The sequence below is a fragment of the Chryseobacterium kimseyorum genome (genome assembly GCF_025971945.1).
Taxonomy (GTDB): Bacteria; Bacteroidota; Bacteroidia; order Flavobacteriales; family Weeksellaceae; genus Chryseobacterium; species Chryseobacterium kimseyorum.
This window is the reverse complement of record NZ_JAPDHW010000004.1, coordinates 28,054-52,390: the sequence shown is the minus strand read 5'-3', so window position 1 is coordinate 52,390 and position 24,337 is coordinate 28,054. Positions and strand designations below refer to the sequence as shown.

Annotated in this window: 22 protein-coding genes; 15 read left to right on the top strand and 7 right to left on the bottom strand. The window is 35.9% G+C overall.

Annotated features, from left to right (window positions below):
• Positions 1-150 precede the first annotated feature (150 nt).
• Genes OMO38_RS06880 through OMO38_RS06865 form a run of 4 tightly spaced genes read left to right on the top strand, consistent with a single transcriptional unit; the run spans position 151 to position 3,235 of the window.
• Positions 151-1,278 (top strand): DegT/DnrJ/EryC1/StrS family aminotransferase, encoded by a 1,128-nt coding sequence (locus OMO38_RS06880; RefSeq protein WP_264749469.1) that lies wholly within the window; start codon positions 151-153, stop codon positions 1,276-1,278.
• Positions 1,279-1,707 carry a hypothetical protein gene (locus OMO38_RS06875; RefSeq protein WP_264749468.1) on the top strand — a complete coding sequence of 143 codons (429 nt, stop codon included), beginning with the start codon at positions 1,279-1,281 and terminating at the stop codon, positions 1,705-1,707. It abuts the gene before it with no gap.
• A 39-nt stretch (positions 1,708-1,746) separates the two neighbouring features.
• A complete protein-coding gene (galE, locus tag OMO38_RS06870) occupies positions 1,747-2,769 on the top strand; it encodes a UDP-glucose 4-epimerase GalE (RefSeq protein ID WP_264749467.1) in 1,023 nt (340 codons plus the stop codon).
• 31 nt (positions 2,770-2,800) lie between these two features.
• Entirely contained in the window at positions 2,801-3,235 is a 435-nt protein-coding gene (locus tag OMO38_RS06865; protein ID WP_264749466.1) for an adenylyltransferase/cytidyltransferase family protein, read from the top strand.
• 62 nt (positions 3,236-3,297) lie between these two features.
• Here the strand turns inward: OMO38_RS06865 and OMO38_RS06860 are convergent, their stop codons facing one another.
• The 5 genes from OMO38_RS06860 to pnuC all read right to left on the bottom strand — a co-directional run bounded on the left by OMO38_RS06860 (position 3,298) and on the right by pnuC (position 9,129).
• On the bottom strand, positions 3,298-5,805 hold the full coding sequence (locus OMO38_RS06860; RefSeq protein ID WP_264749465.1) for a TonB-dependent receptor domain-containing protein: 2,508 nt from the start codon (positions 5,803-5,805) through the stop codon (positions 3,298-3,300).
• Between the two features lie 166 nt (positions 5,806-5,971).
• Complete coding sequence (gene mltG, locus OMO38_RS06855; RefSeq protein ID WP_264749464.1) at positions 5,972-6,997, bottom strand: endolytic transglycosylase MltG; 1,026 nt, start codon at positions 6,995-6,997, stop codon at positions 5,972-5,974.
• Positions 6,998-7,027: 30 nt separating this feature from the next.
• Positions 7,028-7,795, bottom strand: coding sequence for a diaminopimelate epimerase (gene dapF / locus OMO38_RS06850; protein ID WP_264749463.1), 768 nt, complete (start codon positions 7,793-7,795; stop codon positions 7,028-7,030).
• A gap of 93 nt (positions 7,796-7,888) precedes the next feature.
• Positions 7,889-8,455: a hypothetical protein gene (locus tag OMO38_RS06845; protein ID WP_264749462.1), complete on the bottom strand. Its 567-nt coding sequence runs from the start codon at positions 8,453-8,455 to the stop codon at positions 7,889-7,891.
• A gap of 5 nt (positions 8,456-8,460) precedes the next feature.
• Positions 8,461-9,129: a nicotinamide riboside transporter PnuC gene (gene pnuC / locus OMO38_RS06840; protein WP_264749461.1), complete on the bottom strand. Its 669-nt coding sequence runs from the start codon at positions 9,127-9,129 to the stop codon at positions 8,461-8,463.
• Positions 9,130-9,293: 164 nt separating this feature from the next.
• Here pnuC and OMO38_RS06835 point away from each other — a divergent pair, with 164 nt between their 5' ends.
• The 4 genes from OMO38_RS06835 (at position 9,294) to hemN (ending at position 14,518) form a co-directional block, all read left to right on the top strand.
• Positions 9,294-10,937, top strand: coding sequence for an APC family permease (locus OMO38_RS06835; protein WP_319804210.1), 1,644 nt, complete (start codon positions 9,294-9,296; stop codon positions 10,935-10,937).
• Positions 10,938-11,048: 111 nt separating this feature from the next.
• Entirely contained in the window at positions 11,049-12,062 is a 1,014-nt protein-coding gene (locus tag OMO38_RS06830) for a WD40/YVTN/BNR-like repeat-containing protein (protein WP_264749460.1), read from the top strand.
• Between the two features lie 104 nt (positions 12,063-12,166).
• A complete protein-coding gene (locus tag OMO38_RS06825; RefSeq protein ID WP_264749459.1) occupies positions 12,167-13,063 on the top strand; it encodes a sialate O-acetylesterase in 897 nt (298 codons plus the stop codon).
• Between the two features lie 96 nt (positions 13,064-13,159).
• Entirely contained in the window at positions 13,160-14,518 is a 1,359-nt protein-coding gene (gene hemN, locus OMO38_RS06820; RefSeq protein ID WP_264749458.1) for an oxygen-independent coproporphyrinogen III oxidase, read from the top strand.
• A gap of 105 nt (positions 14,519-14,623) precedes the next feature.
• On the opposite strand, the gene OMO38_RS06815 is transcribed toward hemN, so the two are convergent.
• Positions 14,624-15,985: a PQQ-dependent sugar dehydrogenase gene (locus tag OMO38_RS06815; protein ID WP_264749457.1), complete on the bottom strand. Its 1,362-nt coding sequence runs from the start codon at positions 15,983-15,985 to the stop codon at positions 14,624-14,626.
• A 215-nt stretch (positions 15,986-16,200) separates the two neighbouring features.
• On the opposite strand from OMO38_RS06815, the gene secD reads away from it, so the two are divergent.
• The 6 genes from secD to OMO38_RS06785 all read left to right on the top strand — a co-directional run bounded on the left by secD (position 16,201) and on the right by OMO38_RS06785 (position 22,715).
• On the top strand, positions 16,201-19,110 hold the full coding sequence (gene secD / locus OMO38_RS06810; protein WP_264749456.1) for a protein translocase subunit SecD: 2,910 nt from the start codon (positions 16,201-16,203) through the stop codon (positions 19,108-19,110).
• 129 nt (positions 19,111-19,239) lie between these two features.
• Positions 19,240-20,457: a TCR/Tet family MFS transporter gene (locus tag OMO38_RS06805; protein WP_264749455.1), complete on the top strand. Its 1,218-nt coding sequence runs from the start codon at positions 19,240-19,242 to the stop codon at positions 20,455-20,457.
• A gap of 61 nt (positions 20,458-20,518) precedes the next feature.
• A complete protein-coding gene (locus tag OMO38_RS06800) occupies positions 20,519-20,851 on the top strand; it encodes a Sec-independent protein translocase subunit TatA/TatB (protein WP_264749454.1) in 333 nt (110 codons plus the stop codon).
• A 2-nt stretch (positions 20,852-20,853) separates the two neighbouring features.
• Positions 20,854-21,414, top strand: coding sequence for a phosphatase PAP2 family protein (locus tag OMO38_RS06795; protein WP_264749453.1), 561 nt, complete (start codon positions 20,854-20,856; stop codon positions 21,412-21,414).
• 1 nt (position 21,415) lies between these two features.
• A complete protein-coding gene (locus OMO38_RS06790) occupies positions 21,416-22,231 on the top strand; it encodes a tetratricopeptide repeat protein (protein WP_264749452.1) in 816 nt (271 codons plus the stop codon).
• A gap of 28 nt (positions 22,232-22,259) precedes the next feature.
• Positions 22,260-22,715, top strand: a complete 456-nt coding sequence (locus OMO38_RS06785; protein ID WP_264749451.1) for a tRNA (cytidine(34)-2'-O)-methyltransferase — start codon at positions 22,260-22,262, stop codon at positions 22,713-22,715.
• 13 nt (positions 22,716-22,728) lie between these two features.
• Here OMO38_RS06785 and OMO38_RS06780 read toward each other — a convergent pair whose 3' ends face one another.
• Positions 22,729-23,202 (bottom strand): 23S rRNA (pseudouridine(1915)-N(3))-methyltransferase RlmH, encoded by a 474-nt coding sequence (locus tag OMO38_RS06780; RefSeq protein ID WP_264749450.1) that lies wholly within the window; start codon positions 23,200-23,202, stop codon positions 22,729-22,731.
• Positions 23,203-23,300: 98 nt separating this feature from the next.
• Here OMO38_RS06780 and OMO38_RS06775 point away from each other — a divergent pair, with 98 nt between their 5' ends.
• A complete protein-coding gene (locus OMO38_RS06775) occupies positions 23,301-24,335 on the top strand; it encodes a DUF4421 family protein (protein WP_264749449.1) in 1,035 nt (344 codons plus the stop codon).
• The last annotated feature ends 2 nt before the right edge of the window (positions 24,336-24,337 follow it).

The following is a 24,337-nucleotide window of genomic DNA, read 5'->3' as shown; positions in this document are numbered from 1 at the left end:
ATAAAACAAATTCAATAAAATTTTTGAAAGGATTTTAAAATCCTTATTTTTACGAAAATATTTGTTTGTGAAACTGCCGCACAAGATTTTGTGTAAAGAAATTCCAAAAGCCAAGCAGTAACATTTAAACTCAGAAAAATAATTTTACCTATGAAAAAAATACAGATGGTTGACTTGCAAAGTCAGTATTACAAAATAAAAAATGATGTAGATAATGCGGTGCTTAATGTCTTGGATTCTGCGGCTTTCATCAACGGACCTGAAGTAAAATCTTTCCAGAACGAAATGGAATCGTATCTTGATGTAAAACACGTAATTCCCTGTGCAAACGGAACTGATGCTTTACAGATTGCTTTAATGGCTCTTGATTTACAGGAAGGTGATGAGGTTATTACCGCTGATTTTACCTTTGCTGCAACTGTTGAAGTTATTCATCTTCTTAAGTTAAAATCTGTGTTGGTTGATGTTGATTATGATACATTCACGATATCTACGGAACAGATCAGAAAGGCGATTACTCCTAAAACGAAAGCAATAATCCCTGTACATATTTTCGGACAGTGCTCGAATATGGAAGAGATTTTAAAAATTGCAGAAGAACATAATTTATTTGTGATCGAAGATAACGCGCAGGCTATTGGTTCTCAGTTTACATTTTCAGACGGAAGTGTAAGACATGCAGGGACGATGTCGACAGTCGGTACCACTTCTTTTTTTCCATCTAAAAATTTAGGTTGTTATGGTGATGGTGGTGCCATCTTCACTAATAATGATGATCTGGCATATAAAATCAGAGGTATAGTCAACCACGGAATGTATGAAAGATATTATCACGACGAAGTGGGAGTGAACTCAAGGCTAGACAGCATTCAGGCTGCAGTTCTAAGAAAAAAACTTCCGAACCTTGATTCTTATAATGACGCCAGAAGAAAAGCAGCTGATTATTATGATGAAGCTTTTGCCGGACACGAAAACATTTTAACTCCAAAAAGAGCTGAATATTCTACCCACGTCTTTCATCAGTATACTCTGAGAATTCTAAACGGAAAACGTAATGAGCTTCAAAAATTCTTAACAGAAAAAGAAGTTCCTGCGATGATTTATTATCCGGTAGCACTAAGAAAACAAAAAGCATATTTTCAGGAAAGCAATGACGCAGATTTTGTAAATACAGACAAACTTCTGGATCAGGTGATTTCTCTACCGATGCATACAGAACTAGACGAAGAACAGTTGAAGTTTATTACGGATGCTGTGCTGGAGTTTATGGGAAAATAGATGAAAAAAAAGGTTTTCAGATATAAATTTGTTTATTGGCTTGCTCTTTTAGTCAATGTGATTTTTTTTATATCATTCGGATATGGGATTTACAATAGAGTAGTTCTTAATTCTGTTTTTGATCTATACTCAATAATAATATTTATAATTACAGTGCTTTCAGCTCTATCTTTTATATTATTAATTAAGAAAAATAAATTATCAATTTTAACTTTTTCAATATCATTAATTTTAATTTCTTCAACAATCACATTCAGTATTATTAAATCAATTCTTGAGGGAAGTTTTGGAGGTGACTCCATTGATTATATTATGCCTCCAATTGTTTATTTTGTATTATTGGGTTTACTTTTTTTAATTATAAAGTACAAATCTAAAGTTGACTATTTTCAATTAGAAATCAATCAGATAGGACAAAAGGAAGAATGAAAAATTACACATTACCAATTAAACATTACTTTTAAAAAAATGGCAATACTTGTAACAGGCGGGCTTGGATACATCGGTTCCCACACCGTGGTAGAACTGATCAATAACAACTTTGAAGTAGTTATTGTAGATGACTTATCCAATTCAGAAAAATTTATTTTAAATAATATCGAGGAAATTACAGGTAAGCGACCTTTATTTTATCCCTTTGATCTGAAAAGAAAAGAACTTCTCAATCAGGTTTTTGACGCACACAATATTGAAGGGTGTATCAATTTTGCAGCTTTCAAAGCAGTTGGGGAAAGTCAGGAAAAACCGATTGATTACTATGAGAATAATTTATTTTCATTAATCAATATTTTACAGGAATTTAAGGCAAGAAAAATATCAAACTTTATTTTCAGTTCATCGTGTACTGTGTACGGACAGGCAGACGAAATGCCAATCGACGAAAATACTCCGCTGAAAATGCCTGAGAGCGTTTACGGAAAAACAAAGCAGATGGGTGAGGAAATTTTAAAAGATTTTGCTCAGGCTTATAAAAGCAAAATTTGTTTGTTGAGATATTTTAACCCGATAGGGGCGCATCCTTCGTCTTTGTTGGGCGAATTGCCAATCGGTGTTCCGAATAATTTAGTTCCTTATGTAATGCAGACTGCAGCAGGAATTCGTGAAAAACTGAGCGTTTGGGGAAATGATTATCCCACAGAAGACGGAACTGCAGTTCGTGATTACATTTACGTTGTAGATTTGGCGAAAGCGCACGTTGCGGCGTTGAAAAGTCTGATCAATAAAAATTCCGAAGACACAGTAATCGATATTTATAATTTGGGAACAGGAAAAGGTTCGTCCGTTTTAGAAGTTGTACAGGCTTTTGAGACAGCAAATAATGTTGCGGTTCCTTACCAGATTTGTGACAGAAGAGAGGGTGATATTACCGTAGCTTATGCCAATGCAGACAAAGCTGAGAAAGAATTGAACTGGAAATCTGAAACAACATTAGAAGAAGCATTAAAAACGGTATGGGATTGGCAGAGGTATTTAGAATCAAGAAAAAATTAAATTTTAACTATTATTACACCCACGATTTTATATGAAAACTGATAGAATAGGAATTACATTTTCCTCATTTGACTTATTACACGCAGGGCACATCAAAATGTTGGAAGAAGCAAAAACTGTCTGCGATTACCTGATTGTAGGATTACAGATAGATCCTTCTCACGACAGACCAACAAAGAATAAGCCCACTCAGACTATTGTAGAGAGATACATCCAGTTGAGAGCAGTTAATGCAGTAGACGAAATTATCCCTTATTACACAGAAGAAGATTTAGAAGATATTTTGAAATCTTTTGTGATCGATGTCCGAATAATTGGAGATGATTACATGGACAGAGATTTTACAGGAAAAAAATACTGCGAAGAAAAAGGGATTGAGATCTTCTACAACAAAAGAGATCATCGTTTTTCATCAAGCGATCTTAGGAAAAGAATCTACGAAGCCGAAATGGCAAAATTAAAATAAAAAAATTCCCGAAAATTAATTTTCGGGAATTTTTATTTATAGCATTTTTCTTAGTTCCAGTATTACATCGGACCTTGCTGTTCGTCTCCTGTAGCATTAGAATTCACATCTTTCTTTCTTTTCGGCTGCTCAATTTTTTCACCCTGCTTAAATCTGTAAGTCAGTGAAACTGCAAACTGTCTTGGCTGCCATTGCATGTAAGAATCTCTCACATAATTTACACCGTAAGCGGTAGACTGCATAGCTCTGGTATTGAAAATATCCTGAATGTTGAAACTCAAAGTTCCGTTGCCATCCCAGATCGTTTTTGATGCACCAAAATTTAAAGCATACATATCTTTTCTGTCCACGCTGTTAGTTTTCTGAGCTCCTCTGTAGAAACCCTGTAACTGAAAGCTAAACGTTTTATCAATTTTAAAGGTTGATGTCAATCTGGCTCTTGTAGAGAAACCATTTCCTTCAAAAGACATAGCTTCCGGAACAATAGATAAATCATCAAATACTCCGGTAGTTTTATATCCAAATACATCTACGTTTCCTAAGAATTTCAACCATTTTGTAGCATCCCAGTTAAAGTTTAAATCTAAACCAAAACGGTCATCAGTTCCTAAATTAATAGGTCTTGTATGAAACGCACCAATATCGTCAGGGAAAACCAACATTTTCACATCATCATTGGTGTGTCTGTAGTAAAGGGTAGGGTTGATTGTAAATTTTCCTTTAGAGATACTGTATCCAAATTCGTAAGAATCTACATATGATGGATTCAAATCAATATTACCATCAAAGATATTCTGATTATCAGTATAACTTGGATTAGGAATTAAAAAGAAAGATCTCGGTCTGTCAATTCTTCTTGAGTAGTTAACCAAAAACTGATTGTCTTTCGCAATTTCGTAACTTAAGAAAACAGAGGGGAATAAATTATTATAAGTTTTTTTATTATTTATATTGTCTGTATTGAAATCTAGATTTGAATATTTAATGTCAATTTGAGAATGTTCGTTTCTAAGACCTAACTGATATCCCAAATTTCCGATTTTACTCTTAAACTGTACATAGCCTGCATTAAAGATTTCTCTATAGTATGCATTGTAAGTATATACAGGTAAGAAATTAAAGGGAGAAGTTATATTATATCTTTCCAGAACATCATTATCATAAGTATTCTGATTAATATCTAAACGATAACCCGCCTCAAATCTGGAGTTTTCACCTATTGGTAGTTCATAATCAGCTTTACCTACCAATGTTTTATTTTTTGTGTTCTGATTAATTGAATTCTGCAATTCAAAAAGACCGTTTTCTGTTTGGTCTACATCAGTAATATTATATGATCTGTTACTCTGTAAACTTGCAGATAACGACAGGTTTTGACCTTTGTCATCAAACTTATGATCAATACCGAAATCTCCCTGAAAAGCAAGATTATTATTAGATCCAGTGTTTGTTCTTGTTGCAAACGACCTAGGATCGTTTAGAAAACGGTAATCATAAGTGATGGTACCTAAATTTTCACTGTCAAATGTTCTTACAGTTGCCGAAGCGTTTATTGAAGTTTTATCTGAAATATCATATACGATACCGGAAGACGCGTTATAGTTATTATTTTTGCTGTCTGTAATAGACTCCTGATCTGTGAAAGTTCTGTCGCTATCTAATGCTGCATTAAAAAATGTTGCATTATTTCTGTTGGTATTTTTAGATTCACGATAACCGCCACCGCCATTCAGAAACCAGGTAAGATTTCCTTTTCTCCAGCTTAGATTGGTATTTAAATTAGTTTGCGGTAAATAACCTAAAGTTCCGATCACACTTCCGTTGAAACCGGTTTTTTTAGATTTCTTTAAAATAATATTTAAAATACCTGCGGTTCCGCTTGCTTCAAATTTCGAAGATGGGTTTGTAATCACCTCAATTCTCTCGATCTGATCTGCAGGAATACTTTGTAAAGCATTCGCACCGTCATCTATTCCAAGAAGAGCAGAAGGTTTTCCATTGATTAAGAATCTCACGTTTGAGCTTCCTCTCATCGAAACCGTTCCGTCTGTATCTACAGAAACTGAAGGTACGTTTGACAGCACGTCCTGAAGATTTCCACCTTTGCTTACAATATCCTGAGAAGGGTCATAGGTTCTCTTATCCAACTCAACTTTGTATGGTTTTGTAGCAACGGTAATCGTCACGCCCTGAATATCCTGAGTTTTCAGATTTGTAGGAGACGTTTCTGCTTCAATTGATAAAGCACCAATGTTTCCGGCCGCTGCAATCTGTTTGTTGATCACACTTTTCTTGAAATCGATTGCTTCAATTGAGATATTATAGTTTCCTGGAGTAAGTTCCAGTTGATACTGACCTTTATCGTCAGTTAATGTTGCATCACTGTAAAGTTTGTTTTCCTTGTGACTAAAGGTAACAGAAGCATAAGGTACAGGCTGATTGCTTTTGTCTACAATAGTTCCCGATACACCTACTTTTTCCTGTCCGAAGGCAAATGCCGCTGCAGATAATACAAAAGTTAACCCAAGGGTTTTCTTTGTAATTATGCTGATTATTTCCGTCTGATTCATAAAGTATTCTTTAAATGAAATCATGAAAAACACACTTAATATTATAGAATTATTAAACGCTGAATTTTCACATTTTCATGATTCGTTTATTATTTTTAATAGATAGGTCGCCTTTGAATGCGATTTGTTAATTACTAAATTGTTAAATTTTAGTTAAATATTTTTATTATTTGATATTCTTTGAATTCAGCCAATCCTGGTATGCTTTAGCATTGATGACGTGCTCTTCCGCACTGGCTGTAAATTTGTGATAACCCATCCTTGCCGGATCTGCACACATAAAGATATATGAGTTATTTTCAGCATCCAAAACTGCATCTACAGAATTCTTATCAACGACACAAATTGGTCCCGGAGGGATTCCTGCATTCGCATAAGTATTGTATGGTGATGGAGTATTCAAATGCTTGTACAGAACTCTTTTTATAGGTTCTTTAAAATTGGTTTGCTTGTTGATCGCATAAATAACTGTGGGGTCAGACTGTAATTTCATTCCTTTTCGGAAACGGTTCAGATATAATCCTGCTATTGTTTTCATCTCGTCCGGTTTTCCACCTGATTCTTTGTAAACAATAGAGGCCAGTGAATAAATCTGATCTCTCGACAAGCCAGATTTTTCTTCCTTTGCTTTTCTGTCTGCTGTCCAAAACCCGTTGTACTGATCTTCAAATTTTTTGAAAAATTCTTTCGGAGTTACTGTCCAGAAGAAATTATAAGTATCAATAAAAAAATATTTCTTTAAATCCTCAGCATTCTGATATCCTTTTTCTGCAGCTATTTGATTTAAGTCTTTTACAAATGTCAGTGAATCCAATTCTGTTTTCTTAGAAACTTTCCCGACCATTTGATAGATGTCTCCGAAATCTCCGATTCTAAAAGAATTTTCCGTCTGATTTCCAGCTTTAATCATATTTACAAGACTTGTATTGCTTGCACCTTTTTTGAAATGATAACGTCCGGGTTTGAAGTGCTGATCCATTTCTTTATCTTTCGCAACATCAGTGAAAGATTCTCTGTTATCTATATATGGCGCAATTGAGTCTAAAATCTGCTTAAACTCTGCCCCGTGTGGAATTAAAACGTAGCCATCTTTCTCTACGTTGTTCCCATAATATTTTGCATAAAATTTAAAACCAAAAAATCCTGCCACAGCAAGAATAAGGAGGACGATAATGAGAATTGCTTTTTTCATTATGAATAATTGATTAAAAGTTTTGTTTTTTTAAATAAGATCTACCTTACCTCTGAAAACCTGTTTTGCAGGACCTTCAAGCCAAATTTCCTGGAAAGAATTTCCGTTTTTCTCAGCATATACTTTAAGGTCGCCGCCCAACGTTTTAACTTTTATGGAAGTTAGATTACTTTTTTGCAGAAAAGTTAAAGCAGAAGCGGTAACTCCTGTTCCACAACTGAAAGTTTCGTCCTCAACGCCTCGTTCATAGGTTCTTACAAAAATTTCATCATTAGAAATATTTTCAACAAAATTTACATTGATGCCCTTTTCAACATAATTATCAGAATTTCTGATACTGTTTCCTTCTGCAAATACATTAAAATTAGCAATGTCTTCTACATATTTTACATAATGAGGTGATCCCGTATTTAAAACCGAATCATCTCCGTCATTAGTGATGCTTTCCACGTCAATCATTTTCAACTTGACAATCCCGTTATGAATCTCTGCTTCATGTTCACCGTCAATAGCAATGAAAGTACATTTATTTTCAAAAATATCCAGGAAGAAAGCAAATGCTACCAAACATCTACCGCCGTTACCGCACATTGTGCTCTCTCCGCCGTCAGAATTGTAATAGACCATTTTAAAATCATATTTTTCATCATTCTCCAGCAGAATCAAACCGTCAGCTCCAATACCGAATCTTCTGTCACACAGTTTTTCAATGATTTTTTTATCTTTATTAAACTGTAAATCACGATTGTCGATCATTACAAAATCGTTTCCTGTTCCCTGATATTTATAAAATTCCATACTTTATTTTGTCTAAAAAACTAACGTGCAAAATTACTATATTTAAAACGAAAAACGAACAGCGATTGCTGTCCGTTTACTTATTTAGAATGATTATTTTCTGAATCCGCCACCCGATCTTGGAGAATTATTTTGGGTATTGTTTTGAGGTGTAGCCGGTGCTGTATTTGGTGTATTATTTGTGCTCGGGCTGTTTCTGTATCCACTGTTGTTGTTTGATCTCGGTGCGTTTTGTGGTTGCTGTGATCTTTGTCTGCTGTTACTGTTACCCTGGTTTCTGAAACCGTTACCATTATTTCTGTTGTTGTTATTGGTATTTCTAGGGTTCGTATACGTGCCGCCATTATCGGTTGGTGTATTTTTAAACCCATTAGCTGGTCTCTGAGTCGAGTTCTGCTTTTGTACATACACCTTGTTTCTGTTATTACCGTAATAATAAGGTACACCATTATCATAGTAGTATCTCATATCATTTCTATAGTAATAACCATCATTTCCATAATATCCTCCGGTATTGTAGTATCCCTGCGGTGCGTAGTAATAACCATCGTTATAATACGGATCGCCATATGTATCTGCATATCCGCTATTGTAAGACATACAAGAAGACAGACTTAATGTAATGAATACTGCGAATGCTATTTTTATTAAATTTTTCATCTTTATTAAATATTGTTTTGTTTAAAATTTTTCCTCCACTGAATATAGCCAATGGTAGCCATCACAGTAAAAACCAAATACTGTACCGAAGTAATTCCGTAGCCTTTGTAAATGTACATAGGGATAGAAATGAGATCTCCCAAGATCCAGAATATCCAGTTTTCAATACGTCTTTTCGCCATCAGCCACATTCCGACCAGAAAAACGGAAGTTGTAAAGATGTCCATCCAGTTTGCCCAATCGAGATGATGAAAACCGTACTCCACATTTTTAGAAATGAAGTTATTATCCAGCAAAGGTTTGTAGTAATAAATGATCATCACCAGTATGACGCTGAGTACAAAAAGAATAAGAGAAATCAGCCATTCCTTTTTTGTTGCCCATGAAACTTCTACATGAACGTTGTCCTCAGAATGCTGTCGCCACAAAATCCAACCGTAAATACTCATAACTGTATAGTACACGTTGATCATGCAGTCTCCTAGCAAACCCGCAATAAAAAGAAGATATACATAAATGACGGTAGAAATAATTCCGGTGGGATAGACCCAGATATTTTTTTTAATGGAAAAGAAAACGCTAAGAATTCCGAAGAAAGTTCCTGCAGCTTCAAGAAAAATCTGCAAATCAGTATAGGTTTCATACGGTTTTACAAAGAGATCATATAAATTCATGAGGTCAAAAATAAGCAAAAAAACAGTCGCTTTAAAATGTGTAAAACAAGTGTAAATCAGTTTTTTATATTTTTAAATGTAAATTAAATCATGAATTTTTATTAATAAATGTTAATATCGTTAAAATTTTTATATTTTCGTAAATCTTTAATAAATAAAAAAATATGTCGAAAATTTGGGCTAAAAAGCCAATGAGTGCTTACGAAGCCGATATACAGAAGAGCGAACTTAAACGTGTTTTAGGTAAATGGAGCCTTACTGCAATCGGAATTGGAGCTATTATCGGAGGAGGAATTTTTGTGCTTACAGGAACCGGTGCTTATTACAATGCAGGACCTGCTTTGGCATTGTCTTTTGTAATTGCGGGGATTGCCTGTGTATTCGCAGCTTTGTGCTACGCAGAGTTTGCATCAATACTTCCAGTGGAAGGTTCTGCATATGCTTATGCGTACGGAACAGTAGGAGAAATTTTTGCTTGGATTATAGGTTGGGGATTAATTTTGGAATATGCAATGGGGTCGATGACCGTCGCTGTGTCGTGGTCGGGCTACTTTGGTAAACTTCTCAAAATGTTTGGTTTACACCTTCCTTATTGGATGACGACAGATCCGGGTACTGCTCACAAAGCATTCGGGGAAGCTACAAAACAATTGGCGGAAGGAAAACTGCCGGCAGATAAATTATTGGGCTTTCAGGAGACTATCAGTAATTTTAATGCTGCTCCGGAACTTTTTGATTTCAAACTGTTCCTGAATCTTCCTGCATTGGTTATTGTTCTATTTGTAATCTGGATTTTATTGAGAGGTACAAAAGGCGCTGCAAAAGCAAACAACTTTATTGTAATTTTAAAAGTATCTGCAATTATATTTGTAATTATTGCCGGTATATTTTTTATTGATACAGCTAACTGGACACCGTTTATTCCTGAAGCTACAACGATCACAGAAAACGGAGTTCCTCATAAAGCCTATGGCGTTGCCGGAATTGTTGCGGGAGCATCTGCTATTTTCTTTGCGTATGTAGGTTTCGATGCAGTTTCTACGCAGGCAGGTGAGGCGATCAATCCTAAAAAAGATGTTCCGTTTGCTATTATCACTTCATTGGTAATCTGTACAATTTTATATATTCTAGTGTCTCTAGTTCTTACAGGGATGATGCATTATACAGATTTTAATCCTTTAGGAAAATATCCTGATGCAATTAAAGCTCCGGTAGCGTATGCATTTGATATTGCAGGTCAGGCGTGGGCTGGTTATATTATTACAATCGCAGCTACAGTTGGTTTGATCTCAGTATTGATGGTAATGATTATGGGCCAGTCCAGAATTTTCTTAGGAATGTCTAAAGACGGATTGATTCCTGCAACATTCTCAAAAGTAAATGCAGAAACAGGTGTTCCTAGAAAAAACTTAATGATTTTGGGATCGGTGATTGCTGTTATAGCATCCTTGACACCTATTAATGATTTGGCGCATATGACAAGTTTCGGAACACTATTCGCATTCACGATGGTATGTGTTGCTGTATGGGTTTTAAGAGTGAAAGAGCCAAATTTGGTACGAAGTTTCAGAGTTCCTGCATTGCCGGTGATTGCATGTTTAGGAATTGCAATTAATGTATACTTGATTTTCAACCTGAGCAAAGAAGCGCAGATGTATTCTTTCGGATGGTTAATTATTGGGTTTATCATTTACTTCCTTTACAGTAAAAGAAATTCAAAACTGCAGAATGGAGGTTATGGTGAAACTTTTAAGGCCGAACAGAAACCTTTAGAAGACGTCAATATCAATATTGACAATAAAGAATGAATTTAAATTCCGCTTTATGCGGAATTTTTTTTGATTAAATTTGAATGTTTTCAGGATTGAAAGAGGTCAATGTTGGACGATTTTGGAGACAGTATAATAAAAACTCTACCTATGAAAAAACTCTTCCCCTTATTATTGTCTTTCCTCGCTGCATCGCTATTCGCTCAGAATGTAAGTTTTGAAACTTTACTAAACGATAAAATCAGTATTCGCGCAATTGAAATTGACGGTAATAAACTGTGGTACAGTGGCACAGATTCTAAATTTGGTTATGTTGATTTGAAAAATCCTCAGGAACAGAAGCAGATAAAGCTGTCAGAAAAAAAACTGCAGTTCAGAACTTTGGCTCAGGATAAAAATTCACTGTATGCCATCAATATCGAAAGTCCTGCACAGTTCTTCAAGATTGATAAGAAAAGTCTGAAATTCACTGTCGTTTATAGGGACACTGCAAAAACAGCTTTTTACGACGCCCTCTATTTTCATAAAAATAAATTTTACGCATTTTCAGATCCTTCAGCAGATTTAAATCTAAAACTGTTGCAATTCAATTTTAACAGAGGGAAATTTGAAATTAAAAAGTTTTCACATCTAAAAATGAATACTGGGGAAGTCGCATTTGCCGCGAGTAATACCAATATTTCAGCGGGACAAAATTATCTTTGGGTGGGAACCGGTGGAAATACTTCAAGGATTTTGAGATTACATCTGAAAAATGAAAAGTTAGAAGCTTTCAATACACCTTTTGTTCAGGGAATTTCATCTCAGGGAATTTATTCTATTGATTTTGTGGACGACAAATTTGGCATCGCAGTCGGTGGAGATTATACAAAACAAGATGCAAATATCAACAATATTGCTACAACGAATGACGGAGGAGAAACTTGGAAAATTCAGGCATCCGGACAGAATGCAGGATATATGACTTGTGTGAAAATAAAGCCCCAGTCGAAAGGCAGAGAAATCATAGCGGTTGGTGATCAGCATATCAGTTACTCATCAGACTTTGGAAAAACCTGGAAGAAAATTTCTGATGAAAAAGGACTTTTCGTCTGTGAATGGGTTGACGGCAACACTGTTGTTTTTGCCGGGAAAGACCGAATAATCAAAGTGAAAATCAATTAAATAAAACAGAATTACATCTAAATTAAATTTATAACGTTGAAAGTTCAGTTAAATATTTTTTTTCTGCTCAAAAACGTCAGTAATATTGAATAAAAATGATCTTAATGAAAAATTTGAAAATCTTCTTTCTTATACTTATTCCGACTTTTTTCTATCCCCAAAAAATCAGGGTGTTTATTCTTGCCGGACAGTCGAATATGAATGGATTTGGTTACAATAAGGATTTACCCAACGATTTAAAATCTTTTAAAGAGATCTATATTTTTCAGGGAAATTCAGTTCCTGATGGTGATTTGAACGGTGGAACGGGGAAGTGGGATGTTTTAAAACCCGGCAATGGGACAGGATTCAAAACAAACGGGAAAAGCAATCAGCTTTCTGACAGATTTGGTTTGGAATTATCTTTCGCCAAAAGAATCAAAGAGCTGTTCCCTAATGATAAAATTGCCCTGATAAAATATGCTAGAGAAGGAACCTCGATCGACAGTGTCGCAAGAGGTGGTTTCGGGTGTTGGGATGCCGATTTTCATGGTACTAACGGAATCAGCCAGTATGATAACTTTCTTAAAACCTTAAAAAATGCGTTGGCTGAAACTGACATTGACGGAGATGGAAAAATAGATGAGCTCTTACCATCCGGAATTCTGTGGATGCAGGGTGAAGGTGATGCGAGCCATGATGAAGAGATTGCCAGCCGCTATTATGGTCATTTGAAAGTTTTAATGAATCAAATGCGGGCAGCTCTACTTACAGATGATTTGCCCGTAGTCATTGGCAAAATTTCCGATTCAGGGAAGAATGAAAAAGGAAAGGTTTGGCCGACAGGAGAACTGGTGCAGTATGCTCAGGAAAAATTTGTGAAAGATGATAAAAGAGCAGCTGTCGTACGCTCAACCATCAGATACAATTACGGAAATGATCCGTGGCATTATGACAGCGCAGGGTATATTGACCTTGGAAAAAACTTTGCCGAAGAAGTATTTAGATTGATTATAAAATAAGACCTAACATAATTCATAGAGAAAAAGTCATCTGTAATAGTTAATTTTGCATAGTTAAAATCCTTTACGGATTTAATCTTGTTTTAAATTTTCAGTATGAACTCTTTAATCGATAAATATAATATTCCAGGTCCTCGTTACACGTCTTATCCTACTGTACCTTATTGGGACGAAAGTTCATTTTCTCCGGAAAAGTGGAAAGAAAGTGTGATCAGATCTTTCAATGAAAGCAATTCTGATGAGGGGATTTCTATTTACATTCACCTGCCTTTCTGTGAAGCATTATGTACGTTTTGCGCCTGTCATAAACGGATTACGAAGCAACACAGTGTTGAAATTCCATATCTCGAAAGTGTTTTGAAAGAATGGAAACTTTATCTTGAATTATTTAACGGAAAACCAAAGTTAAAGGAACTGCATTTAGGTGGCGGAACGCCTACTTTTTTCTCTCCACAAAATTTAAGAACATTGTTGGAAGGTATTTTTTCAACAGTTGAAATTGCTGAGCATCAGGAATTTTCTTTTGAAGGTCATCCTAATAATACAACCAGAGAGCATCTTCAGACTTTATATGATTTAGGATTCAGAAGAGCCAGTTTTGGTGTTCAGGATTATGATTTAAAAGTACAGAAAGCAATCAACAGAATTCAGCCTTTTGAAAAAGTAAAAGAGGTTACAGAAATCGCCAGAGAAATCGGATATACAGGAATAAGCCATGATTTGGTATTCGGACTGCCGCATCAAAGCTGGGAAGCCATGGAACATACCATCCGTAAAACAATGGAACTGAAACCAGACCGTCTTGCATTTTATTCTTACGCTCACGTTCCGTGGGTAAAAGGAGTAGGGCAGCGTGGTTTTGATGAAAATGATCTTCCGAGTGGCGAAGAAAAGCGACGTTTGTACGAAGATGGAAAACAGTTGCTGGAAAATCTGGGATATATTGAGGTTGGAATGGATCATTTTTCTCTCGAACATGATGATCTGTATCAGTCTTTAATTCAGAAAAAACTGCACCGTAACTTTATGGGATATACTTCCAGCAAAACCCAATTGATGGTCGGTTTGGGAATGTCTGCGATCTCAGATTCCTGGTATGCATTTGCACAGAATGTAAAAACGGTTGAAGAATATCAAAAAACGGTCGAAGAAGGTGTAATTCCTGTGGTAAAAGGACATATTTTAAGTGATGAAGATTTAACAATCCGACGACATATTTTAAACCTGATGTGTCAGCTTGAAACTTCTTTCGATCTTCAAAACTCTTTTCCTGAGCTTGAAAATGCTTTCGAAATGTTGAGAGAAATGGAGAAAGATGAATTAGTTGAAATTCATGACAATCAAATAAAAATTACTGAAAAAGGCAGAGCTTTCACAAGAAACGTCGCCATGGTTTTTGACCTCAGAATGATGAGAAACAAACCGGAAACCAGAATTTTTTCAATGACAATATAAAATAAAAGCGATTCAGATATGAATCGCTTTTATTTGCATAAGCCATAAGCCATAAGCCATAAGCCATAAGCCATAAGCCATAAGCCATAAGCCATAAGCCATAAGCTACTTTATAATTAATTTTTGGCTGTATTCTTTTAGATCTGTGGTTTTAATGTTGAGGTAATAGACTCCCGGCGTAATTCCTGTCACGTCAAAACTGTTTTCACTGTCGAGTTTAATGCCCTCTAAAACTATTTTACCTTCGGTACCTATCAAGCCAATTCTTGCATTTTCTGTCTGTAAGCCTTCTACAAAAACTCTGTCATGGGCAGGATTGGGGAAAATTCTTACTGTTAATAAATTATCTTCCTGTGTTCCCAGTGTTGCCGTGGTGATTTTGTAAATCTTCCCGTTATTGACAGCGGCAACATACAGTTCTTTCATGTAGTCTTCACCAAATGTTGAAAAGTTATTTCCGGTAAAAGGAGTTGTCCAAGTGATGGTATTGTTAGCATCAAGTGTTCCGATCTGAGTAGAACAGTAGTCTGCAAAGAAATATTTCCCCTGCAGGCTTGGCGAAGCTGTTCCTCTGTAAACATAGCCGCCGGTTACAGAACATTTTCCTCCGGAATGATCGTATACCGCAATTGGAAAAGTCATCGTTGTAGAAGCCGCACAACCAGTCGTATTGTATGCCGTATTTCCTTCGTAGCATCGCCAACCATAGTTGAGCCCTGCAGTTGCAATAGGTATTTTGTTGATTTCCTCAATCGCTCCCTGACCAACGTCTGCAATCATTGCATTTCCTGTAGTAAGATCAAAAGAGAATTTCCAGGCATTTCTAAGACCGTAAGACCATACTTCGTCAGCACCGTCTACACCGATGTAGGGATTTCCGGCTGGTATATTGTAAGGTGCTGTAGAATTGATATCAATTCGCAACATTTTTCCCAGCAGAGAGTTTTTATCTTGTCCGTTATTATTGGGATCACCACCGCTTCCTCCGTCACCAGTTACGATCCAGAGATTACCGTCTGGCGCAAAGTGAATGCTGCCACCATTATGATTATCAAAAGGTTTTGGAATATTTAATATAATTTTTTCAGTTCCGATATCTGCAATGTTAGGGTTGGTGGCATTTCTGGTATACCTTGCAACGACTATATTTCCTGCAGTGTTGTTGTAATAAACGAAAAAGTAACCGTTAGTTGCGTACTGTGGATGAAAAGCCATTCCCAGAAGTCCTCTCTCGCCACCAAAAAGAATTTTCGAACTGAGATTTATAAAATCTGCTGCGTTAACAGTACCATTGGGAAGAACGATTTTTATAATCCCATTTTGTTGCACGACAAACAGGCGGTTGTCGTTGGCATGTGCAATCTCTACAGGATTAGAAAATCCCGTCGCAAATTCTTGCAAAGCAAAACTTTGGGCATTGAAATGCATGGCAGAAAAAAGAACTGCTGAAAGTAATAATCTTTTCATAATATTTTGATATTTAGTGTATTATGTTAAATGAAAATTTCATACCAAAAGACGATTGAAAAATTCATTAAAAAATATAAGATTAATTGGTAAATCTTTAATTGAAACATGAATGCCGATATATCTGAAAATAAACCATTTCTGTTCTTAAAAATTCATAAAATATCAAGAAAATCATTATATTTGCCGACTTAATTTAACGTAGTTATAACAAAATGCAAGGAAAAGGACTTATTACAATTGTTGCTATTGTACTAGGGTTAATTTGCTTAAATGAGCTATTACCAACATGGTACGCCAGCAAGATTGAAAGGCAGGCAACTGCTATTGCAGGAGACAATCCGGAAAAGTATCAGAAAGAGATCGCAAGACTTTCTAAGGATACACTGAATCTAGTTTTTACAGAACTTTATTACACCAAAGCAAAAGACAAGGAAATGAAACTTGGTCTGGATCTTAAAGGTGGAATTAATGTTCTATTGGAGATCAATCAGAGAGATCTTGTAAATGATTTAACCAATTATTCTACAAACCCTATTCTGATCGAAGCTTTAAATAAAACTGACGAAGTTCAGAAAAATTCAACAAAATCTTACATCGACAATTTCTTTGTTGAGTTTGATGCCGTAAACAGAGCTAAAGGTGCTAATCTAAAACTTGCAGATCCTGAAATTTTCGGTAATACGAATCTTTCTGAGATTAAATTCAATACTACCGATGAGCAGGTTCAGAGTATTATCAAAAGAAGAATTGACCTTTCTGTGGGTACGGCTTTTGAAGTAATCAGAACCAGAATTGATAAAATGGGAGCTGTTCAGCCGAATGTTCAGAGAGTTCCGGGTACAGCAAGAATTTCTGTTGAAATGCCTGGCATGAAAGACATTGATAAGGTGAAAAAAATGCTTCAAACTTCTGCAAAACTTCAGTTTTGGGAAATTCAGCAGATTCCTGAGGTAGCTTCTTATTTCCAGACTCTTACGACTACAGTTTCCACAAAAGGAGATTCTATCGGAGTCGCGAAGAATATTAATTTTATGAGTCTTCTTCAGTTAGATAAATTGAAAACAAATGGTGTTGCCAGCGTTAAATTATCTGATACTGCAAAGGTTAACAAAATATTAAACAGCAAAATTGCCAAGTCTTTACGTCCTGCAAACATTAAGTATACCCAGTTTATGTGGGGATATAAGCCGGAATCTACTGATACAAACAGCTTGGTATTATATGCTATTAGAGGAAACATCAACCAGAAAGCTCCTGTTGACGGTGCGGTTGAAACAGCAAGCATTGGTTACGACGAACTGAGCAGAGTAGTGGTTGACATGCAGATGGATTCTAAAGGTGCAAAAGACTGGAAAACTTTAACAGAGAAAAATGTTGGAAAACCAGTTGCTGTAACTTTGGATAACAGAGTTTATACAGCGCCGAATGTTGTAAATGCTATTCCAAACGGAAGAACTCAAATCTCTGGTAACTTCTCTCAGGAGGAAGCTAAAGAATTGGTTGACGTTTTGGGAGCTGGTAAATTACCTGCTGGTGCAAAAGTAGTTCAGGCTACTCAGGTTGGACCTTCATTAGGACAGGAATCTATTGATGCAGGGATGCTGTCATTCGGTATTGCATTCTTAATCATTATCGCATACATTATTTTCTATTATGGTGGAGCTGGAGTATATGCTGTGATCGCAATGATCATCAACTTATTCTACATCTTCGGAATTATGGATTCTGCAGATGCTACTCTTACGCTTCCTGGTATTGCGGGTATCGTTCTTACGATGGCAATGGCGGTAGATACCAACGTAATTATTTACGAGAGAACAAAAGAAGAACTATTCGCAGGGAAAAGTATTCTCGAAGCATACAAAGATGGTTTCAAACATGCACTAAGTGCAATTGTTGACGGTCACTTAACGACGTTGCTGACTGCAGGTGTATTGTTTTTATTCGGAACAGGACCAATCAAAGGATTTGCCTTGACTTTAGGAATTGGTATCTTAATGACCTTCTTTACATCAGTATTGCTTTCAAGAGTAATGATTTTCAGCAGACTGCATAAAGGGAAACACCTTTCTGTATGGACGGCTCCAACTAAAAACCTATTCAGAAATACCTGGATCGATTTTATCGGAAAAAGAAAATACGCTTACATTGTTTCTGCACTTTTAACAGTGGTTTGTATTGCATCTATCGCAATTCACGGATTTAAGTACGGAATTGACTTCACAGGTGGTAGAAACTACGTTGTAAGATTTGATAAAGACGTAAATGCTGAGAATGTTGAGCAGAATTTAGTTAAAATGTTTACCACTGAAGACGGTAAAAACTCTTCTGTTGAGGCTAAAACTTTTGGAAGCGACAATCAGTTGAAGATTTCTACAGATTACTTAATTGATGATGAATCATTAAAAGCTGATCAGACTGTTGAGCAGAAATTATACGAAGGTTTAAAATCAAGCTTACCGGCAAATATTACTTTAGAAGATTTCAAAGCTGCAGACAAAGGTGAAACAGGAATTGTTTCTTCTGAGAAAGTAGGACCTACGGTGGCAGACGATATTAAAACTCACGGTATACTTGCAGTTGTTGCTGCTTTGGCTGGTATCTTTATCTATATTTTAGTAAGATTCAGAAAATGGCAGTTCTCTTTGGGTGCTGTTGCAGCATTGTTCCATGACGCGGTAATTATTTTGGGAGCTTATTCACTGCTTCACAAATTTATGCCTTTCAACATGGAGATCAATCAGGATTTTGTTGCTGCGATCTTGACGGTTTTAGGATATTCAATCAATGATACCGTAATTATCTTCGACAGAATTAGAGAATATTTAAGAGAGAAAAAATCTCTTACTTTGGCAGGATTATTTGATGATTCTATTTCAAGTACATTGGGTAGAACGTTCAATACATCATTCACAACCATCCTTGTAATTTTGGCAATCTTTATCTTCGGTGGAGATAACCTTAGAGGATTTATGTTTGCGATGTTGATTGGTATCGGATTCGGTACGTACTCATCCATATTCATTGCTTCGGCGATTGCATATGATTTCCTGAAATCAGGAAAAGAAGAAGGTGTACACGGAAAAACATCATCAGACAAAGAAGTTCTTGCTTCAAAATAATTCAAACTACATTAAATAAGAAAAAGCCTTTCATTCGAAAGGCTTTTTTCGTTTTCAGAATAGGGCACTTTTTTAATTGATAAAATTTTAGAACATTATTTTTAGAGATTTGATTACTTTTGCAGTGCTATGGAAAAATCAAAGAAAAAAGCGGCCATGAGCTTTATATTCATCACCTTGCTGATAGACATTACAGGGTGGGGAATTATCATACCGGTGGTTCCGGCATTGATCAAAGAATTGATTCATGCTGATATCAGTGAAGCTGCAAAATATGGCGGCTGGCTTGGTTTTGCATATGCATTTACCCAATTTCTATTTTCACCAATTGTAGGAAACCTTAGCGATAAATTTGGAAGAAGACCTGTTATTTTGATTTCTCTTTTCGGCTTTGCGGTAGATTATATTCTTTTAGCTTTATCTCCCACGATTATCTGGCTGTTTGCCGGCCGAATTATTGCTGGAATTACAGGAGCGAGTGTTACCACCGCGAGTGCTTATATTGCAGATATTTCCACCGATGAAGACAGAGCAAAGAACTTCGGTTTAATTGGTGCTGCTTTTGGTCTTGGATTTATCATCGGTCCCGTAATCGGTGGGATTTTGGGACAGTATGGAGCGAGGGTTCCATTCTATGCGGCGGCGGTTTTATGCTTACTGAATTTTTTGTATGGATATTTTATTCTGCCTGAAAGTTTAGATAAAAACAAAAGAAGAGAATTCAGCTGGAAAAGGGCAAATCCTGTTGGGTCGTTTAAATTTTTAGGTAAACATCCAGAAATTTCAGGGTTAATTGTTGCTTTAATTTTAATTTATATTGCCGGTCACGCAGTTCAGAGCAACTGGAGTTTCTTTACGATGTATGAATTTGGCTGGAAAGAAAAAATGGTTGGCATTTCACTCGGCGTTGTTGGGCTTTTAGTGGGATTGGTGCAGGGAGTTTTGATCCGTTGGACGACGCCAAAATTGGGCGAGCAAAAAAGTATTTATTACGGTCTGGCTTTATACGCTTTGGGAATGTTACTGTTTTCATTTGCTACCGAAGGATGGATGATGTTTGTATTTCTAATCCCATACTGTTTAGGTGGAATATGCGGACCCGCATTACAGTCAGTGATTACAAAAAGTGTACCTGCAAATGAGCAGGGCGAACTTCAAGGCGCGTTGACGAGCTTAATGAGTGCAACGTCAATTATTGGTCCGCCAATGATGACTCAATTATTCTTTTACTTTACGCATAAGGAAGCGCCTTTTAAATTTTCAGGTGCACCGTTCTTTTTGGCGTTTGTTTTGATGACCATAAGTGTAGTGGTCACTTATTATGCTTTTCAGAAAAAGAAATCTTAAATTTTATTTAAAATTAAGCCACAAAACAACATTTATCTATAATCTTTTGTAATTTAGCATTATGGAATTAAGCATTGGAGAAATGGCATTAATCGCCATTGCGATTGTAGTTTTATTCGGACCGGATAAACTTCCTCAGATTGCCCGAGATCTTGGATCTGGAGTAAGAAAGATGCGTGGCGCAGTAGAAGATATTAAAACCGAAATCATGAAAGAAACAGATAATCCGGTTTCTGAAATAAAGCGTGAAATTGAAAAGGTGAAAGATGCTGCCAAAGATTATGATCCTACTAAGAATCTTCAGAAGGATATTATTGGTGAGCCCGCAGCCGATGAAACTCCAAAATTAAAACCTTCAGAAGACGATACCTACGAGGGTCCAGTAAGCAGATAATCATGGAAGAGATTATTCTTGAAGATAAGAAAGCATTTCTTTTTCTTAATAATTTGGGAGATACACCGTTTGATCACTTTTGGTTAATGATTTCGGGAACATGGATCTGGGTGCCTCTTTATATCATTTTCTGTTATTTTCTATACAAAAATTTTAAGCTTAAATCCTTACTTTATATCCTCCTGTTTGTTGCCATCGGTGTGACTATTTCTGATCAGGTATCTGGGATTTTTAAATATGGCGTTGCCAGATTAAGACCCTGTCATGACCCTAGTCTACAGTCTTATATGAGAATTGTGAAATGTGGCGGACAGTTCGGATTTTATTCTGCCCATGCCTCAAATACCTTCTTTTTAGCAAGTTATCTAAGTTTTCTGTTAAAAGATAAGCTTAGATGGTTTCCTTATGTTATATTTGTGTGGGCTGTGGTAGTTTCTTACAGTCGCATTTATTTAGGAGTGCATTTCCCGATAGATATTTTGGTAGGAGCGTTTGTTGGTATTTTATTGGGAGCGGTATTTTCTATGCTCGCAAAAAAAGTCATCAACAAACAAACTATATAAAATGAAAAAACATCTATTCATTATTACTTTAGCGGCTTCTTCGCTGAGTTTTTTTTCTGCTCAGGATAAAAAGATGGCAGAAGAATGTATGCAGAAAGCTGATTTCAAATGTGCCGAAGAGCAATATCAGAAGTTAGCAGATAAAGAAATGATTCAGCAGTTTCAATCTGAATATTTTAATAATCTAGGTACAGCACAACGGAGGTTGGGGAAAGTTCCTGCAGCTTTTAAATCTTACGAATCTGCCTTAAAGGCAAATCCGAAATCGATTGCTGTTTATGCAAATTTAGGTTCACTGCACAATCAGAAAGGCAGCAAAACCAAAGCATTGGAGTATTTAAATAAAGGCCTGCTGATTGATGATCAGAATGCTGAACTGTATCTTACCCGATCAAAGGTGTATGAGAATTTAAACAAGAAAGATTTAGCCGAAAAAGATTTGAATCAGGTTTTGAGCTTTGCACCGGATAATATTTTTGCAAGAACTGGTTTGGCAAATCTTAAAAAGAGAAATGGTGATCTCGAAGGTTCTTTAAAAGATTATAACCAACTTCTTTCGGAAAAACCCGAATCTCTTTTATACAACGGTAGAGCTGACGTTTATTTAAAACTTAAAAAATACAAAGAAGCACTGACGGATGTCAACAAAGCAATTTCCATTGATCCAAAATTCTCGCAATCGTATGTAACCAAGGCGCTGATCTTATTTGATACTGCAAAAGATAAAGAAGCCTGTGCAAGTCTGGATAAAGCAGTTGCTACAGGTTACGAAAAAGGTGCATTGACTGAGCAATATGCTAAATGTATCAAAAAATAAATTCTCAAATTTTTCTTAAAATTCATTCATGTTAAACATTGTTCTTGTAGAACCGGAAATCCCAAATAACACAGGCAATATCGGAAGGTTATGTGTAGGAACCGAGAGCCGGCTACACCTCATTCATCCTTTAGGTTTTTTAATTGATGACAAAAATCTTAAACGTTCCGGTTTAGATTATTGGGTACATCTTGATGTGACTGAATATGCCAATGTTGAAGAATGGGTGAACGTTATTCCTGACAAGTCGAGAGTATTTCTGATGAGTTCTCATGCTGAACAATCGTATCTTGAAATTGACTTTCAGGATGGCGACTGGCTTGTTTTCGGTAAAGAAAGTGTAGGATTGAGCAAAGATGTTTTAAACTTATTTGAAAATCATTTAACCATCCCGATGTCTAAGCTGATCAGGAGTTTTAATATCGCAAACTCTGTTGCATTTGTGGTGGGAGAGGCGAAAAGACAGATTAACCTAAAACTTTAGTTTAAATATAATATCAGTCGTTATGATAAGGTTTTCCCTGTAGAATCTGATCTGCACGATACAGCTGTTCAACGATAAATAACCGGATCATCTGGTGAGTAAATGTCATTTTAGAAAGTGACATTTTTTCGTTGGCTCTGCTGTAGATTTCATCTGAGAAACCATAAGCACCGCCAATCAGAATATGTATCTTTTTAACTGAAGAATTCATCCAGCCGTCGATTTTCTGAGAAAATTCTCTGCTGGTAAACTGTTTTCCTTTTTCATCTAAAATCGCAACCCAGTCATTTTTATCTATGTAATTCTGAAATAATTTAGCTTCTTCTTTTTTTAACAAATCCGGCGAAAGATTTTTGGCGTTTTTAATATCAGAAATTTCAATAATTTCAAAATTCCAGTGTTTGGGAAGTCGGGTAAGATAATAGCTGATTAGAGAAGTGATTTCCTTATCGTCGGTTTTCCCGATACAGAGTAGATTGATGCGCATTTTTTAGCTTTAAAAAAAGAAAGTTCAAAGATACTTATAATTAAAAAAATGAAGAATTATTTTATAATCTGTATTTTTACATAACCAGCACAGTCAGTATGAAATTTTCTATTTTCTCATTGTTGTTTTTAAGTTTTTCAGGAATTACTTTCTGTCAGGAGATCAGTAAATCTGAAGAGGAAAAATATCTGGAGGCAGACAAAAATAAGATCTCTTTGGTTGCCGGCGTCAGTTATGTCAATAATTCTTTTGGACTTTACTATGAAGGTCAGTCTTTTCTTCTGAAACCCAATGATTCTTTTTATACAGAATTTTTCCTGAGATACCGATGGGTTGATGCAAGTATTTCATTTGCTCCAAAGTTTGTAAGGATTAATAATGATGATGATATAAAGGGAAGAACGAAATATTTCAACCTCGGATTTGCATTTTTTCTGAGCCCGAAACTGAGACAGTCTGTTAATTACAGTCAGGTAAAAGGTTTGTATCTGGATGACACAAAACGATTTTTTGAAGCTGTTTTAGATGATGAATTTACAGAAGCCTTAAGCAATGATTTTATGCAGTTTCCCGATGCGAAATTTCAGTCTTTTACAGGTGAAACGAGCTATCTGTGGCTCGGAAAAAAAGATAATTACAGAACCTATACCAACATGACGCACAAGCCTTTGAAAAATGATTTTGTTGTGCTTACAGGATTGGTTTACCAATATAATATGATGAAGGATACCGACCGTGTGAAGTATCAGGGTATGGAAATTTCAGATCCTTCGGGCGATCCCTCAGTGACAAAAGATGTCAGAGTAACATTAAAAACAGGTGGTGGTATACAGCGAATCATAGGAAAAAACTGGTATGCAATTGTAGAAATGTATCCGCAGATTCATTACGGATACCTGATTGATGAAAATTATGATGAATTTAATTTCGGGCTCAATTCATACTCCAGAATTGGATTTGATAATGGCAAATGGTTTTTCGGTGGCGGCGCACAACTCAACTGGATTAACAGCAGGAACGAAAATTTTTATTCAACGACAAACTGGTTATTTCGTTTTGGATTGGGTTTTAGAATAAATTCCCCTAAATTTGTCAATCAGCAGTTCGATAAAATCGATAAAATTTTAAAATAAAA